This is a genomic window from Bradyrhizobium zhanjiangense, assembly GCF_004114935.1.
Lineage (GTDB): Bacteria > Pseudomonadota > Alphaproteobacteria > Rhizobiales > Xanthobacteraceae > Bradyrhizobium > Bradyrhizobium zhanjiangense.
This window is the reverse complement of sequence record NZ_CP022221.1, coordinates 834,904-850,914: the sequence shown is the minus strand read 5'-3', so window position 1 is coordinate 850,914 and position 16,011 is coordinate 834,904. Positions and strand designations below refer to the sequence as shown.

15 protein-coding genes are annotated in these 16,011 nt (G+C 65.0%); 12 read left to right on the top strand and 3 right to left on the bottom strand.

Annotation, left to right across the window (positions count from 1 at the left end; translation table 11 throughout):
* Positions 1-247: 247 nt before the first annotated feature.
* Together XH85_RS03995 and XH85_RS03990 are read right to left on the bottom strand one after the other, a co-directional pair.
* Positions 248-1,474: an MFS transporter gene (locus XH85_RS03995; protein ID WP_128930845.1), complete on the bottom strand. Its 1,227-nt coding sequence runs from the start codon at positions 1,472-1,474 to the stop codon at positions 248-250.
* 144 nt (positions 1,475-1,618) lie between these two features.
* Positions 1,619-2,866, bottom strand: coding sequence for an MFS transporter (locus tag XH85_RS03990; protein ID WP_128930844.1), 1,248 nt, complete (start codon positions 2,864-2,866; stop codon positions 1,619-1,621).
* Between the two features lie 197 nt (positions 2,867-3,063).
* Here XH85_RS03990 and XH85_RS03985 point away from each other — a divergent pair, with 197 nt between their 5' ends.
* Entirely contained in the window at positions 3,064-5,133 is a 2,070-nt protein-coding gene (locus tag XH85_RS03985; protein WP_128930843.1) for a prolyl oligopeptidase family serine peptidase, read from the top strand.
* An 11-nt stretch (positions 5,134-5,144) separates the two neighbouring features.
* On the opposite strand, the gene XH85_RS03980 is transcribed toward XH85_RS03985, so the two are convergent.
* Positions 5,145-5,819: a DUF938 domain-containing protein gene (locus XH85_RS03980; protein ID WP_128930842.1), complete on the bottom strand. Its 675-nt coding sequence runs from the start codon at positions 5,817-5,819 to the stop codon at positions 5,145-5,147.
* Between the two features lie 260 nt (positions 5,820-6,079).
* Between XH85_RS03980 and soxX the strand changes: the two genes are divergently transcribed.
* The 11 genes from soxX (at position 6,080) to XH85_RS03925 (ending at position 15,820) form a co-directional block, all read left to right on the top strand.
* The gene (soxX, locus tag XH85_RS03975) at positions 6,080-6,433 is read left to right on the top strand and encodes a sulfur oxidation c-type cytochrome SoxX (protein WP_128930841.1); all 354 of its coding nucleotides are present in this window, start codon (positions 6,080-6,082) and stop codon (positions 6,431-6,433) included.
* A gap of 22 nt (positions 6,434-6,455) precedes the next feature.
* Entirely contained in the window at positions 6,456-6,947 is a 492-nt protein-coding gene (soxY, locus tag XH85_RS03970; RefSeq protein WP_128930840.1) for a thiosulfate oxidation carrier protein SoxY, read from the top strand.
* A gap of 11 nt (positions 6,948-6,958) precedes the next feature.
* Complete coding sequence (gene soxZ, locus XH85_RS03965; protein ID WP_128930839.1) at positions 6,959-7,270, top strand: thiosulfate oxidation carrier complex protein SoxZ; 312 nt, start codon at positions 6,959-6,961, stop codon at positions 7,268-7,270.
* The gene (gene soxA, locus XH85_RS03960) at positions 7,270-8,133 is read left to right on the top strand and encodes a sulfur oxidation c-type cytochrome SoxA (protein ID WP_164934866.1); all 864 of its coding nucleotides are present in this window, start codon (positions 7,270-7,272) and stop codon (positions 8,131-8,133) included. The genes soxZ and soxA overlap by 1 nt, the downstream gene beginning before the upstream one ends.
* Entirely contained in the window at positions 8,130-8,438 is a 309-nt protein-coding gene (locus XH85_RS03955; protein ID WP_128930838.1) for a hypothetical protein, read from the top strand. Before soxA ends, XH85_RS03955 begins: the two co-directional genes overlap by 4 nt.
* Positions 8,439-8,578: 140 nt before the next feature.
* On the top strand, positions 8,579-10,330 hold the full coding sequence (gene soxB / locus XH85_RS03950) for a thiosulfohydrolase SoxB (RefSeq protein WP_128930837.1): 1,752 nt from the start codon (positions 8,579-8,581) through the stop codon (positions 10,328-10,330).
* Positions 10,327-10,785: a DsrE family protein gene (locus tag XH85_RS03945; RefSeq protein ID WP_128930836.1), complete on the top strand. Its 459-nt coding sequence runs from the start codon at positions 10,327-10,329 to the stop codon at positions 10,783-10,785. The genes soxB and XH85_RS03945 overlap by 4 nt, the downstream gene beginning before the upstream one ends.
* A 273-nt stretch (positions 10,786-11,058) precedes the next feature.
* Positions 11,059-12,096, top strand: a complete 1,038-nt coding sequence (locus tag XH85_RS03940) for an MBL fold metallo-hydrolase (protein ID WP_128930835.1) — start codon at positions 11,059-11,061, stop codon at positions 12,094-12,096.
* Positions 12,097-12,179: 83 nt separating this feature from the next.
* Positions 12,180-12,350, top strand: a complete 171-nt coding sequence (locus XH85_RS03935; protein WP_164934867.1) for a hypothetical protein — start codon at positions 12,180-12,182, stop codon at positions 12,348-12,350.
* Between the two features lie 336 nt (positions 12,351-12,686).
* Positions 12,687-13,895 (top strand): MFS transporter, encoded by a 1,209-nt coding sequence (locus XH85_RS03930; protein ID WP_128930833.1) that lies wholly within the window; start codon positions 12,687-12,689, stop codon positions 13,893-13,895.
* 206 nt (positions 13,896-14,101) lie between these two features.
* A complete protein-coding gene (locus XH85_RS03925) occupies positions 14,102-15,820 on the top strand; it encodes an N-acyl-D-amino-acid deacylase family protein (protein ID WP_128930832.1) in 1,719 nt (572 codons plus the stop codon).
* Positions 15,821-16,011 lie beyond the last annotated feature (191 nt).

Below are 16,011 nucleotides of genomic sequence, written 5' to 3'. Positions count from 1 at the left end.
TTGCGAGCGCAGCGAAGCAATCCAGACTGTCACCGCGGCGGCAGTCTGGATTGCTTCGCCGCATCAGCGCAAAATTGCTCCGCAATTTTGTCGCGAGCTCCTCGCAATGACGGAGTATGTTGAAGCGGCGTCGCGTTATTGGGACATAGGTCCCGTAGGGTGGGCAAAGCGGAAGCGTGCCCACCGATTCTTGCGGCACGCGTGGAGAGACAGATGGTGGGCACGGCGCTATGCGCCTTTGCCCACCCTACGAGGTTCTCCCACGCACCATGATCAGCGCTGCTGCCGCCACCTCCAGCGCGATGCAGAGATAGAACGGCAGCGCGTAGCCGCCGGAGAGGTCGCGCAAAAAACCGACGACGCCCGGGCCGAACGCATAGGTCACCTGATTGATTGCGGTGTTGAGGCTGATCAGCACGCCGAACGAGGCGGAATCGAACTCCTGCTGCACGATCAGCGACGGCAGCGTGATGAGGTTGCCGACGGAGAAGCCGAACACCGCGCAGGCCGCGATCAGCACATAGTCGTTGTGCAGGTTGATGACGACACACAACGCCGCGGCCTGGCTGAGGAACGACAGTGCCGAGGCCAGCCGCTGGTTGAGGCGGTCGATCACCAGCGAGAACAGCACGCGGCCGACCACGGCCATCGCGGTCAGCACGGCGACGGCGACCGCCGCGCGCTCGCGGCCGATCACGGGATCGAGGAACGAGATCAGGTGCACGATGAAGCCGACCTGCGCGAACAGCACCAGCGCGAAGGCGATCGTCACCGAGAGGAAGCCGACGTCACGCAGCGCCTGCGCGCGGATCTGCGTCGACGATTGCAGCTTCGGCTTCGCCGCCGCATGCCAGCCGTGAAGATCGGGCGGCCGGCCGACGAGAATGAGGATGACCGGCAGGAGCAGCACCAGCATGGCGCCGGCGGCGGCGTACATCGCGCTGGCGAAGCCGACATGGCCGATCAACGCTACCAGCAGCGGCACGCCGACGATGCCGCCAAAACTGGCACCGTTCAGCGCGAGGCTGATCGCCATGCCGCGCTTGGCATCGAACCACAGGCTGATCGTGTTGGTGATCATGGCGAGACTGGTGCCGGCCCAGCCGAAGGCGAGCACCGCATTGGCGAGGTAGAGCTGCCAGGGCTCGCGCACCGCGCCGATCGCGACTGCGGCCGCTGCCATCGCCAGCGTGCCCGCAATCAGGCAGAGCCGCGGGCCGTATTTGTGGACGGCTTCTCCGACGAAGACGACCAGCAGCGCGCCGAACAGGTAGAAGAAGGTCGTGCCCGACGAGATCAGTGAAGCCGACCAGCCGTGCGCGCGTTGGAGCTCGGCGACATAGACGCTCTGGCCGTAGAAGCCGAGCCCCCAGCCGAAGGTCGCGAGCAGGAAGCAGACCGCGACGATACGCCAGCCTTCGTAGCGGAGGGTGGATTCGTCGACGGGAGCGGTGTGACGGGGGTTGTCGAGCATTCGCGCTTCTCCTTGGTTTCCCCCGCGAGCGCTTGCCTGGCTACGCTCGTCCAATCGATGACGAGCATCATGTAACGATACTGGCTCCGAAAATCACTTCGACGGCGATCGAAACATCAACGCTGCTGACAGCCTCCTGCCAAGTCAGATCGCGTCCGGGAACTCGCCCATCGCAGCGTCCAGGCGCGCCTTGCGGCGGCGCGCCCAGGACGCCAGCGACAACACGGCGAGGCCGAGCACCACCGGCGGGAACACCACCATGTTCACCGCGGACCAGCCGTAATTGGCGAGCAGCTGGCCGGAGGAGAACGAGCCGATCGCCATCATGCCGAACACCAGGAAATCGTTGAACGCCTGCACCTTGTTGCGCTCCTGCGGACGGTGCGTCTCCAGCACCAGCGCGGAGGCGCCGATGAAGGAGAAATTCCAGCCGACGCCGAGCACGATGAGCGTCGCCCAGAAATGCATCGCGGTGATTCCGGAAAGGCCGATGCCGGCGGCGCCTGCCTCGAGCAGCAGGCCGGCCGCAACGACCTTCGGAGCACCGAAGCGCGCGATCAGCGCACCCGTGAAGAAGCTCGGTCCGTACATGGCGACGATGTGCCATTGAATGCCGAAATTGGAATCGGACACGCTGAGGCCGCACAGCTTCATGGCGAGCGGCGCCGAGGTCATCACCAGGTTCATCATGGGATAGGCGATGACGCCGCACAAAGCGGCCGCGATGAAGCGCGGCTGGGTCACGATGTCGAGCAGCGGCCGTCCGCCATGCAGATCGGCCGCCGCGGGCTTGGGCATGTCGACACCGGCGACGATGCCCATCGCGACCAGCGCCACCGCCGCCTGCACCAGGAAGCTGAAGGCGAACAGATAAGGCTGCCAGACGTCCATGCTCCACTGCACGAGCTGCGGACCGAGCACGCCGGCGAACACGCCGCCCGCCATCACCCAGGACACCGCCTTGGGCCGATACGCCGCGCTGGCGCCATCTGCGGCGGCGAAGCGATAGGATTGCGCCACCGCGCCATAGAGGCCGCCGAGGAAGGTCGCAATGCAGAACAGCGCGAAGGAGGCGTGCAGGATCGCGAAGGAGCCGAGCAGGCCGGTGAGCGTGCCGAGGCCCGTGCCGATGACGAAGGCGGCGCGGCGGCCGAAGCGGCGCGAGATCGCGCCGGTGGGCAGCGTGCCGGCGGCGAGCCCCAGCACGTACATCGACAGCGGCACGGTCGCGAGCGACATGTCGGGTGCGAGCGTGGCGCCGACGATCGAGCCGGTGGCGAAGATCACCGCCGAATTGGCGCCGGTCAGCGCCTGCGCGGCAGCAAGGCGCACCACATTGGCACGCGCGCGCGTGTCGTCGGCGATTTCGGCGGTTGCGGTCACATCTAACATCGGTATTTCCGCCCCAAAAGGCTCAAGGCGCTCTGTTGATTCCCGGCACTATGGAGGGGCGCTGATGGGCGGGCAACCGGCGCAAACGGACGCGGGCCATGCCCGTGACGCAATCGGACGGATGATAGCGGGCCGCGCCCTTGACGGCTTGCGCTCGATCAAATCCTATCCGCCGCGATCTTTCTGGAGTTTTGCTCATGACCGTCGACGACAGGCCTACGCTCAGCGCTCCCGACGACGACCCCTGGCTGTGGCTGGAGGAGATCGAGGGCACGCAGGCGCTCGATTTCGTCGAACGGCAGAATCAGCTGACGCTCAACGCGTTCGGCGGCAAAGCCTTCGAGCACGATCGCGACATCCTCGCGGCGATCTACGATCGGCCGGACAACATTCCCTATGTCAGCCGGCGCGGCAGCGATCTGCACAATCTCTGGAAGGACGCCACCAATCCGCGCGGCCTGTGGCGACGGACGACGCTGGCGGAGTTTCGCAAAGCGAACCCAGCGTGGGAGACCATGCTGGATATCGACCAGCTTGCGGCGAGCGAAGGCGAGGACTGGCTGCTGAGCCAGATCGTCACGATGCCGGGACGCTCGCGGGCGATTCTGAGCCTGTCGCGCGGCGGCAGCGATGCCGTGACGTTGCGCGAGTTCGACATGGACACCAAGAGCTTCGTCGCCGACGGGTTCACGCTGCCGGAAGCGAAGGGCGGCGTGGATTGGCTCGATACGGACACGCTGCTGCTGTCGAGCGTCCATGGCGAGGGCATGGCCACGAGCTCGGGATATGCGAGGACCGTGCGGCTGTGGCGGCGCGGGCAGCCTGTCGATCAGGCGCAAACAATCATCGAGACCGCCGCCGATCACATGATGATCTATGGCAGCGCCGATGACACCGGAGAGGAGCCGCGGGCCTGGCTCGTCGATCAGATCGACTTCTTCAATCACGCCATCTGGCTGCGCGATGCCGCCGGCACGACGACGAAGCTCGACCTGCCGACCGGCATCTGGATGCAGGCGCATGGCGACTGGTTCGCGATCAAGCTGCGCAAGGACTGGTCCATCGAAGGCCGGACCTACACCGCTGACACGGTGCTCGGCATCCCGCTGTCGGCGTTCCTCGCCGGCAGCCGCGATTTTTCGGTGCTGTTCGAACCGGCGCCGCGGCGCGCGTTGCAAGGTCTGTTCTGGGCGGCGGGCAAGCTCGTGCTGTCAATCCTCGACGAGCTGCGCCCGCGCTTCGAGATCTGCACGCCGTCCGCTGCCGGCTGGAGCCGCGACACACTTCCCGGCCTGCCGCAGATCGGCGTCGTCGACGTCTGGCCGCTCGATCGCCATCCGTCCGAAAGCAATGGCGACCTGCTCGCCAATGTGCAGGATCCGCTGACGCCGCCGTCGCTGCTGCTGATCGCACGCGGCGTCACCAGCCCGACCGTGCTGAAGCAAGCGCCGAGGACGTTCACCGCCGATGGTCTCGTGGTGACGCAGCACGAGGCCATCTCGATCGACGGCGAGCGCATTCCCTATGTCCAGACCGGCCCCGCGGCGGAGGCCGGCGATGCGCCGGTCTATATGAGCGCCTATGGCGGCTTCGGACACTCGGTGAAGCCGTATTACAACCCCCCGCTCGGCAAGCTGTGGCTGGAGCGCGGCGGCACGACGGTGCAGGCCAATTTGCGCGGTGGCGGCGAGTTCGGCACGCGCTGGCACGATGCCGGCCGGCTCGCCGGCAAGAAGCTGTCGCATGACGATTTCGCAGCCGTTGCCGCCGATCTCGTCCGGCGCGGCGTGACGACGGCCAAGCGCATCGCCGCACAGGGTGGATCGAACGGCGGCATCCTCATCACCAACATGCTGGTGCGCTACCCCGAGCGTTTCGGCGCGCTGTTCTGCACCATCCCGCTGATCGACATGCGCCGCTACACGAAGTTGCTCGCGGGCGCGAGCTGGATCGCGGAATATGGCGACCCCGACAAGCCGGACGAATGGGCGTGGCTGAAGACCTATTCGGCCTATCACAATGTGAGGGCCAGCCAGACCTATCCGCCGATCCTGATCGCCACCACGCGGCGCGACGACCGCGTCCATCCCGGCCACGCGCGCAAGATGGCCGCCAAGCTCCAGGCGATGGGCTATGAGGCCTGGTTGTACGAGCCCGCGGCGGGCGGCCACGGCTACGGCAAGGACAACAAGGAGCGCGCCGGCTTCGAGGTGCTGGGTTTCCGGTTCTTGAAGGAGAAGATCGGGTGGAAAGATGGCGAGGCCTGACGGCCTCGCGCTCAGTCCCGCGAAAACACCAGCGTGAGATTGTTCGCGGGCATATCGATGGTATCGACGAGGCGGAGGCCTGCGCCTTGCGCCAGCACCTCGACGTCGCCGATGTCGCGCACACCCCATTCGGGATTGCCCTCGCGCAAGGACGTGTCAAACACGGCGTTGCTGAGCGCGGTGTGCTTGCCGTGGCGCTTGAACGGACCGTAGAGGAACAGCTTGCCGTCGGCCCGCAGATAGCGGCCGGCGCCGGCGAACAGGCCCTCGGCCACGCTCCATGGCGCGATGTGAATCACGTTGGCGCAGAACACGGCGGCGAGGCTGGTCGGCCCCTGCCCGCTTTTCATCTCCGGACACCAATCGGGATCGGTCAGATCGATCCGTAAGGGCGAGCGGATGTTTGCGAGCCCCGAATGAACGCGCCAGGCCTCGATACTCTTAAGATGGCGCTGGTTGAGGTCGCTCGGCCACCAGATCAGGCCGGGCGTGTGACGGGCGAAATGAACCACGTGCTGCCCGGTTCCGCTGCCGAGCTCGACCACGTTCCCAGTCAAGCCGGCGAGATGTTTTTCCAATGCCGCCCAGATCGGCTCGTGATTGCGATGGAACGCCGGCGCATCGAGCCGGCCATCCGGTTCGACCCGTCCGCCGTCCCTGCCAAATTCGACGAGATATTCGGTCAAGTGAGGTCCCCTTGAAAACACGAGAACGCGTTGAAAACAGGATGGGCACCAAAGCGCCCTGGAAAAAGCCGGCCCGCGCCCATTGTCCCAATTGTTGGGGCCAAATCGGCCGAACCAATAATCTCTTTAATTACAATGCGGAAGATATTAACTCCATTTTGCTCGGTGCATAGTCTCGATTGTCAGGCGATGCCCTTTATGCTTTGGAACGCCTTTATTTCTGCGATCAGATCATCGCCATAACGCCTCGGAATACCGCCTTGACTGCCTTGTCCCGGACGTCCGTCCTGTTCCTCCTGCTGGCCATTGCCGCCGGCCTCGCCAGCCCGGCGCGGGCGCAGTCCGCCGTGGCCGAGGGCCGGAAGCTCGCCTTCGAGCGCGGCAAGGGCAATTGTCTGACCTGCCACGTCATCCAGGGCGGCGACCTGCCGGGAACGATCGGGCCGGAGCTGAAGGACATCAAGGCAAAGTACCCCGACCGCAACGAGCTGGCCGCGATCATCTTCGACGAGACCAAGCGCAATCCGCAGACCATGATGCCGCCGTTCGGCCGGAACCGGATTTTGACCGAACAGGAAATCAACGCGATCGTTGATTTCCTGCAAACGCTGTAATGGCCGGCCAGGAGAACCTGAGATGACCACGAGCACCGGCCCTCACCCGACGCGGCGCCTGATCCTTCAGGGCGCGGCCTCTGTCGCGCTGATCGGGCTTGGCAACCTGCCGTTCGCAGCCAGCCCTGCGCGCGCGGCGGCGAACGACAAATATCCGGAAGAGGCCTTCAAGCAGAAGAGCGAGGCCGACGCGATCAAGGCGCTCTACGGCAAGGCGGCCGAGCCGTCCGACAAGGTCAAGCTGGATGCGCCGGAGATCGCCGAGAACGGCGGCGTGGTGCCGGTCTCGGTGACGACGACGCTCGATAAGGTCACCTCGATCTCGTTCTTCGTGGCCGAGAACCCGTTTGCGCTCGCAGCGTCCTACAAGATCGCCGATGGCACGATTCCAGGCGTCGCCAACCGGCTGAAGATGGCCAAGACCACCAAATTGGTCGCCATCGTCGAGGCCGACGGCAAGCTCTACAGCGCGACCAAGGAAGTGAAGGTCACCGTCGGTGGCTGCGGCGGCTAAGGAGAACTGAGATGGCATCCAGCATTCGCGTACGCGCCACCGCCAACGGCGACATCACCGAGGTGCAGGCGCTGATTCAGCACCCCATGGATACCGGCCTGGTCAAGGATTCCAAGGGTGAGCTGATCCCGGCGCACTTCATCCAGGAGCTGAAGTTCGAATGTAACGGCAAGGACGTCTTCGTCGCCAATTGGGGCACTGCGGTCTCCAAGGACCCTTACGTCAAATTCAGCTTCAAGGGCGCCAAGAAGGGCGACGAGCTCAAGATCTCCTGGAGCGACAACAAGGGTGCGTCGGATACGACCACCGCGAAGATTTCGTGATGAAGACCCGATCTGCCCTCCTGCTTGGCTCGCTCAGCGCCGCGCTCGTTGCGTTCGCCCTCACCTCTCCGCGCGTCGTCGCGGCCGACAAGGTCGATCCCGTCGCCGATGCCAAGGCGTTCCAGAACTTCTTCTTCCAGAAGTTTCCGAACGTGAAGCACGAGGACTTCGTCAACGGTCCTTATTCCATGAACGAGGACATGAAGCGGCAGTGGCAGGAGAAGGAGGAATTTCCTCCTTATGAGTTCGCGCTCGACGCCGGCAAGGAAATGTTCGCCACCCCGTTCAAGAACGGCAAGACCTATGCCGATTGCTTCCCGAATGGCGGCATCGGCATCCGTCAGAACTATCCCTATTTCGACACGAAGGAAGGCAAGGTCGTCACGCTGGAGCTCGCGCTCAACCGCTGCCGCGAGGCCAATGGCGAGGCGCCCTATTCCTACGTCAAGGACGAGATGGCTTCGCTGACGGCCTACATGGCCTTCACCTCGCGCGGCAAGCCGATGGACATCAAGATCCCCGACGACCCCCGCGCGCTCGCCGCGTTCGAGAACGGCAAGCGCTACTTCTACACCCGCCGCGGCCAGATGAACTTCTCCTGTGCGAGCTGCCACGTGCAGAGCCCGGGCGAGCGCATCCGTGCCGAGACCCTGGCGCCGGCGCTCGGCATCCTCAACGCGATGCCGATCTACCGGTCCGAATGGAGCGGCATGGGCACGACCAGCCGCCGCTTCGTCACTTGCAACAGCCAGACCCGCGCGGTTCCGCTGGAGCCGCAATCGGACGAATATCGCGACGTCGAATATTTTCTCTCCTACGTCGCCAACGGCCTGCCGATCTCGGGGCCGGGAGCGCGGCCATGAAGCGGACAGGTCTCCTCGCCATATTGCTTGCGTTAACCATCGCGCTGCCCTCGGCGCACGCGGCAACGGAAGCGGACTACAAGGCCGCCTATGCCGCCGCGGAAGCCGCAGCCAAGGAGGCGGCCAGCCTGCGTCACCAATGGACCACGACGGTCTCGACCCTGGCGGCGGCGAAGAAGGCGGCTGAGGGCGGCGATTACGACCGCGCATTCGCCGCAGCGAAAGAGGCCGAGGCGCTGGCCAAGGCGTCGATCTTTCAGGCAAATTCCGAAAAAGAAGCCTGGAAGGCGATGGAAATCCGCTAGACTGGGCCTGGCGCGCGAGAACATCGTGCTCCAGATCATTCTTTGAGCACGATCTTGTCGGAAAGCCGCACCACACTTTGCGCTAAAGCGGATCATGCTTGTGGAACAGTCGACAGCGTCGGGGGCGCGGAGAATTTGAGATGGCTATCCGGCGCCGCGATTTCCTGAAGAGCGCAGGTCTTGCCGTCGCATCTGTTGGACTGCCGCGGCTCGCGCGCGGCGCCGACACCGCGAGCATCTATGACATCGAGCGCTTCGGCAATGCGCGCATTCTGCACATCACCGACACGCATGCGCAGCTCAACCCAGTCTTTTTTCGCGAGCCCAGCGTCAATATCGGCATCGGCGAGATGGCGGGGCGGCCGCCGCATCTGGTCGGGCGCGCCTTCCTGGAGCGCTTCGGCATTCGGTCCGACAGTGCGGATGCCTATGCCTTCACCTGCTTCGAGTTTGAGAAATCCGCGGGCCGCTTCGGCAAGCTCGGCGGCTTTGCCTATCTGAAGACGCTGGTCGACCGCTTGCGCGCCGACGCCGGGGAAAAGCATTCGGTGCTCGTCGACGGCGGCGACCTCTGGCAAGGCACGGGGCTCGCCAACGTCATGCAGGGCCGCGACATGGTCGAGGTCGCCAATCTGCTCGGCATCGAGGCGATGACCGGGCATTGGGAATTCACCTATGGCGAGCAGGCGCTGCGCGACAATCTCGAGCGCTTCAAGGGCGAGTTTCTGGCGCAGAACGTGTTCCTGAGCGAAGAGGCCGCGTTCAACGACGCCCCCGCCTTCGACAAGGCCAGCGGGCGCGTGTTCAAGCCGTCGATCATCAAAGAGCTCGGTGGCCATCGCGTCGCAATCGTCGGCCAGGCTTTCCCCTATGTGCCGATCGCGCATCCCAAGCGGTTCACGCCGGACTGGACCTTTGGCATCCGCGAGGAGGAGTTGCAGAAGCATGTCGATGCCTTGCGCGGCACCGACAAGGTCGATGCCGTCATCCTGCTGTCGCACAACGGCATGGACGTCGACCTCAAGCTCGCAAGCCGCGTCACCGGCATCGATGTCATCCTCGGCGGCCATACCCATGACGCGGTGCCGCAGCCGATTCCCGTGAAGAACGCCGGTGGCACCACGCTCGTCACCAATGCCGGCTCCAACGGAAAATTTCTGGCCGTGCTCGATCTCGCGATCGGCAAGGGCAAGGTCAGCGACGTTCATTATCACCTGCTGCCGGTCTTCTCCGAGCTGCTGAAGCCGGATCCTGGGATGGCCGAGCTGATCGGCCGGCTGCGCGCGCCGCACGTGACCGACTGGTCGGAGAAGATTGCAACGCCGGATCGCCTGCTCTACCGCCGCGGCAATTTCTCCGGGCCCGTCGACGAGCTGATCTGCACGGCGCTGCGCACTGAGCTCGATGCCGAGATCGCGCTGTCGCCGGGCTTCCGCTGGGGCGTCACCGCGCTGTCAGGCCAGGCGCTGACCATGGAGGATCTGCTCGCGGAAACCGCGATCAGCTATCCCGAGACCTATGTGCAGGAGATGACCGGCGCACAGATCAAGGACGTGCTGGAGGACATCTGCGACAACCTCTTCAACGCCGATCCCTATTACCAGCAGGGTGGCGACATGGTGCGCGCCGGCGGGCTCAGCTACACCTGCACGCCGGACGCCGCGATCGGCAGCCGGATCTCCGAGCTGAAGCTCAGTAGCGGCGCGGCGCTCAGCGCCAGCCATCGCTACAAGGTCGCAGGCTGGGCCTCGATCAACGGCCAGCAGGGTGCGCCGGTGTGGGACGTCGTCGGCAAATATCTGCGCTCGGGCCGGATGTTTCAGGAGCGGCTCGGCTCCGGCGTCGCGCTGAAAGGGGTCGAGGGCAATCCAGGCATTGCAGCAAAGGGATGATGCGGTCGCAACACTTATCCGCGATGCTGCTGGCAGTGCTCGTCTGGGCAGCGATCCCACAGGCTTCTGCCCAGCAGGTGCCGCTGCAGGACAAGCCGTTCGCCGAGCACAAGGTCGTGCTCCAGCTCTCCGACGGCGATGCGAGGAAGCAGGCGCTGGTCTTGAGCGTCGCCAATAACTTGCTGAAGGCTTACGATCCCGACAAGATCGCGATCGAGGTGGTGGCGTTCGGTCCCGGCATCGATTTGCTGCTATCCGGCAGCGAGCGCCGCAGGCAGGTCGAGAGCCTGATCGCACAGGGCGTGCGCTTCGACATCTGCCTCAACACTGTCGACACGCTCGAGCGGGAGACCGGCAAGCGGCCGGAGTTCATCCAAGCTGCCACGCCGGTGCAGGTCGGAGTCGGGCAGATCCTGTTTTTGGCGGAGAACGGGTACACGGTGGTGCGGCCGTAGGGGCGGCTGTCCGGAGTTTGTGGCACGCCGCCGCGCGCCCTCGCTGTCATTCCCTGCGCAGGCGGGGAATCCAGTATGCCGCGGCCCCTCCGTACCCTTCGCCGTCTCGGAGTACTGGATCGCCCGCCTTCGCGGGCGATGACAGCGAGCGTAGGGTTGCCCGCACCCGCAATAAAAATCTTCCAAATTTTCTTCTCTACACAGTGAATTGCTTCTCTTCCTGGTCCCCGACGTAGTAGAATCCTCGAAATCAGTTCCACGCCGGGTCCTGCCATGATCTTCCGCCAGCTCTTCGACAGCGTTTCGGGCACCTACAGCTATCTCGTTGCGAGCCGTCCAGGCGGCGAGGCGCTGATCCTCGATCCCGTGCTGGAGAAGGTCGATCGCTACTGCCAGCTGCTGCGCGAGCTCGACCTCAAGCTGGTCAAGGCGGTCGACACCCATCTGCACGCTGACCACGTCACCGGTCTCGGCGAGCTGCGCGACCGCACCCATTGCATGACCGTGATGGGCGACCAGACCAAGGCCGACGTCGTGGCGATGCGGGTCGCCGACGGCGACAAGGTGACGATCGAGGGCCTGTCGCTCGACGTGATGTACACGCCCGGCCACACCGACGATTCCTACTCCTATCTGATGGGCGACCGCGTTTTCACCGGCGACACGCTTCTGATCCGCGGCACCGGCCGCACCGATTTCCAGAACGGTTCTTCGCGCGCGCAATACGAGTCGATCTTCAATCGCCTGCTCAAGCTGCCGGACGAGACGATGGTGTTCCCGGCGCACGACTACAAGGGCGATACCGTCTCCACCATCGGCGAGGAGAAGCGCTACAATCCGCGGCTCCAGGTGCGGTCGGTCGATGAATATATCGAGCTGATGGCCAATCTGAAGCTGCCCAATCCGAAGATGATGGATGTGGCGGTCCCCGCCAACATGCATGTCGGCCTGCATCAGGAGGAGCTCGAGAAAGAGGGCCGCGCGCTCAGCGCGATCGAAGCGATCCGCATCCTTGGCCGTCCCGACGTCCTGCTGGTCGATCTGCGCGAGAGCAACGAGCGGATGAAGCACGGCATGCTCGAAGGCGCGCTGCACACGCCCTATCAATCCGTGGAGGAGAGCCTCAAGCCCGGCGGCATGCTGCGCGAAGTCGCGGCCGCCACCGGCCGCCGCGTCGTGTTTTTCTGCGCCTTCGGCGAACGCTCGGCGATGGCGGTGGCCGCCGCCAAGGAGGCCGGCCTTTCCAACACCGCCCATATCGCCGGCGGCCTGGATGCCTGGAAGAAGGCGGGCGGCCCGGTGATGCACTGAACGGCCCCCTTCTTGCGATAGGTCAGGTACCGCACATATTGTCCGGATAGGATCGGGTGCAGCATCACCATCCGGAACCAGCCATGGCCAAGACCGGCAAGCCGAGCCAGCCGCCCAAAATCGCGGACAACAGAGCGCCGAGCGACAAGGCAAAAAAGCCCCTGCCGCCGCGCGAGATCGACGACGACTATGAAGACGGCGACATCGCAACGCCGAAGCGCGACCGCTACGGGCCGGACGACGAGCCGTTGTGAGGCGGTGCCGGCGGGCTGAGTTTGAGCGCGCATTGGCGCCTCACCCTCCGCCGTCGTCCTGGCGAAAGCCAGGACCCATTACCCCAGCGCGGAATGGTGGGGCGAGGAAGCAACTCCGAATCTTCGCCAAACTGCTCCCTGGGGTAATGGGTCCTGGATCGGCGCTCCGCTCCAGACAACGCTGCGCGTTGTCTGGGGCTGCGCTTGTCCAGGACGACGTAGGAGGCGTTCTCACGTCCACCGCCCGCGCTACCTGCCATGCGCCTGCGTTCATGGACAAATAACCGCTGTGCCCGATAGTTTGCGCCTCCCTTTCGGACGCAAGACGGAACTGTAATGGTCGACGTTCTCGCCGCAGCGCAGCAAGGCAAGGCGGACAGCGCGCTGCGCACGCTGACGGGGATTTCGATCGCGCATTGGGTCAGCCATTTCCACCTGCTGGTGCTGCCGATGCTGTTCCCGTTCCTCAAGAGCCAGCTCGGCGTCGGCTATATCGAGCTCGGCTTCGCCCTCACCGTGTTTGCGGTGGTATCGGGATTGACGCAGGCGCCGACCGGCTATCTCGTCGATCATTTTGGCGCGCGGCGAATTCTGCTGGCCGGACTCGCGCTCGGCGGCGTCGCGCTGATCTTGCTTGGCCTGCACCTCAGCTACGCCTCGCTGATCGCCTGCGCCGTGCTGCTGGGCCTCGCCAACAGCGTCTATCATCCGGCCGATTACGCGATCCTGGCCGAGCACATGGACGAGGCGCGGATGGGCCGCGCCTTTTCGATCCATACCTTTGCCGGCTTTCTCGGCGGCGCCGTCGCACCGGCCATCGTGGCGGCGCTCGTCACCTTGTCCGGCGGCACTGGGGCGCTGATCGCCTCGGGCGCGATCGGTGTCGCGGTGGCGCTGCTGCTGATCGCCATGAACATTCCCGACGCCGGCGCGCATAAGAAGAAGCCGGGCAGCGCGAACGCGCCAAAACAGGCCGTCATCACGCCGGCGCTGATCACGCTGACCGCGCTGTTCATGCTGCTGAGCCTGTCGGTCGCCGGCATCAACAATTTCGGCGTGGTAGCGCTGATGAGCGGCTACGGCGCCTCCTACTCCGCCGCCAATGTCGCGCTGACGGCGTTCCTCGGCGCCAGCGCCATCGGCGTGCTCGCGGGCGGCTTCCTCGCCGACCGGACTGAGCGCCACGGCCAGGCCGCCGCGGCCTGCTTTGCCGCGAATGCGGCGATCGTGCTGCTGATCGCACTCGCCACGCTGCCCGGCTGGGCTCTCACCACTGCCATGACGGCCGCCGGCTTCCTCAGCGGCGTGATCGCACCCTCGCGTGACATGCTGGTCCGCAATGCCGCACCTCCGGGCGCTGCCGGCCGCGCCTTCGGCATCGTCTCCACCGGATTCAATCTCGGCGGCATCGTCAGCCCGCTGCTGTTCGGCTGGATCATGGACCAGAGCGCGCCGCATTGGGTGTTCGGCGCCTCCGTGATCTTCATGGTGGCGACGGTGGTGCTGTCACCGTTCACGGAGCGGAAGCGGCAAGCCGCGGTGTAGCCACGAATTCATCTGTCGTCCTGGCGAACGCCAGGACCCATTACCCCAGGAAGGAGTCGTCGCGCGAGACTGGTCACTCCGAGTCTTCGCCAAACACAATTCGGTGGTTATGGGTCCCGGATCTGCGCGCGCTTGATGCGCGCTTGTCCGGGACGACGAGTAGAGAGAATTGCGCAAACAACAACAAAACAGACGGGAAGAAACGCATGACCAATCCTGATCTCGTGATCCGCGGCGGCACCGTTGCGGATGGGCGCGGGGGCGAATTGTTCGAGGCCGACGTTGCCATCACCGGCGGCAGGATCAGCGAGGTCGGAAAGGTTTCGGCCAAGGGCAAGGAGGAGATCGACGCGCGCGGCAAACTGGTGACGCCGGGTTTCGTCGACGTGCACACCCATTACGACGGGCAGGTGACCTGGAGCCAGGACATCACGCCATCCTCGCAGAACGGCGTCACCACCGCGATCATGGGCAATTGCGGCGTCGGTTTTGCGCCGTGCAGGCCTGCCGACCACACCCGCCTGATCCAGCTGATGGAAGGTGTCGAAGACATTCCCGAGCCCGTGCTGAGCGCCGGGATTCCCTGGGCCTGGGAGAGCTTTCCGGACTACATGGACTGGCTCTCCAAGCGCGATTTCGACATCGACGTCGGCGCGCAACTGCCGCATGCGGCGCTGCGCGTCTATGTCATGGGCGAGCGCGGCGCGCGCCGCGATCCCTCGACCGCCGAGGACAACGCGGCGATGGCGAGGCTCGCGGGCGAGGCCGTGCGCTCCGGCGCGCTCGGCTTCTCGACCTCGCGCACGCTCAATCATCGCACCTCGACCGGCGATTTCACGCCGACCCTGAAGGCGGGCGAGGACGAGCTCACCGCGATCGCCGGCGCGATGCATCGGCAGGGCCGCAGCGTGCTGCAATTCGTGCTCGATCTCTCCACCATCCACGAGGACCTGCCGATGATGCTGCGGGTGGCGGATGCCACCAAATGCCCGATCTCGTTCTCGATCACCCAGAACGACAAGGCGCCGCAGCGCTGGCGCCAGACGCTGGACGAGATCAATGCGGCCGCACAGCGCGGCCTCTCCATCACCGCGCAGATCGCGGCGCGCCCGGTGGGCCTGTTGCTCGGGCTCGAGCTGTCGCGCAACCCGTTCCAGACCCATCCGAGCTACAAGGCGATCGCGCATCTGCCGCTGCAGGAGCGCCTCGCGCGGCTGCATCAGTCCGATGTGCGCAAGGCGATCCTGAGCGAGACGGCGACCGCGACCGACGATCCGCTGTTCTTCCGGCCCAACTACGACAAGATGTTCTTGCTCGGCGATCCCCCCGACTACGAGCAGCCGCCGGAGAACGCGCTTGGGCCGCAGGCGCGCAGGCAGGGCCGGCAGCCGGAGGAGCTCGCTTACGATGCGATGCTGTCGGACGAGGGCCGCGGCATGCTCTACGTGCCCTTCCTCAACTATTCCGACGGCAACTTGGATGCGACGCGCGAGATGCTGATCGATCCGCAATCGGTGCCCGGCCTGTCCGACGGCGGCGCGCATTGCGGCATCATCTGCGATGCCAGCTTCCCGACCTATCTGCTGACGCACTGGACGCGGGACCGCAAGCGCGGCGAGAAACTGTCGATCCCGTTCGTGGTCGCGGCGCAGTCGCGCAAGACCGCGCTCTCGGTCGGCCTCACCGATCGCGGATTGATTGCGCCCGGCTACAAGGCCGACGTCAATGTGATCGACTACGACCGCCTGCATCTGCATCCGCCGAAGGTGCATTACGACCTGCCGGTCGGCGGCCGACGCTTGTTGCAGGATGTCGACGGCTATGAGGCGACGATCGTGTCCGGCGTGGTGACGCGGCGGCAGGGCGAGGCGACCGGGCGCCGGCCGGGGAAGCTGATTCGGGGCGCGCAGGGGGTGGTGAGTTAGCGGAGACTGCATCTGAGACGCGAAGACCGCGCCTCAATCTCCGTGTCGTCCTGGCGAAAGCCAGGACCCATTACCCCAAGAAGAAGTTGTGGCACGAAGCTGGTGACCACAATTCTTCGCAAAACTGCTTCCTGGGGTAATGGGTCCTGGATCAGCGCTCGCTACGCTCGCTTGTCCAGGACGACAGCCTT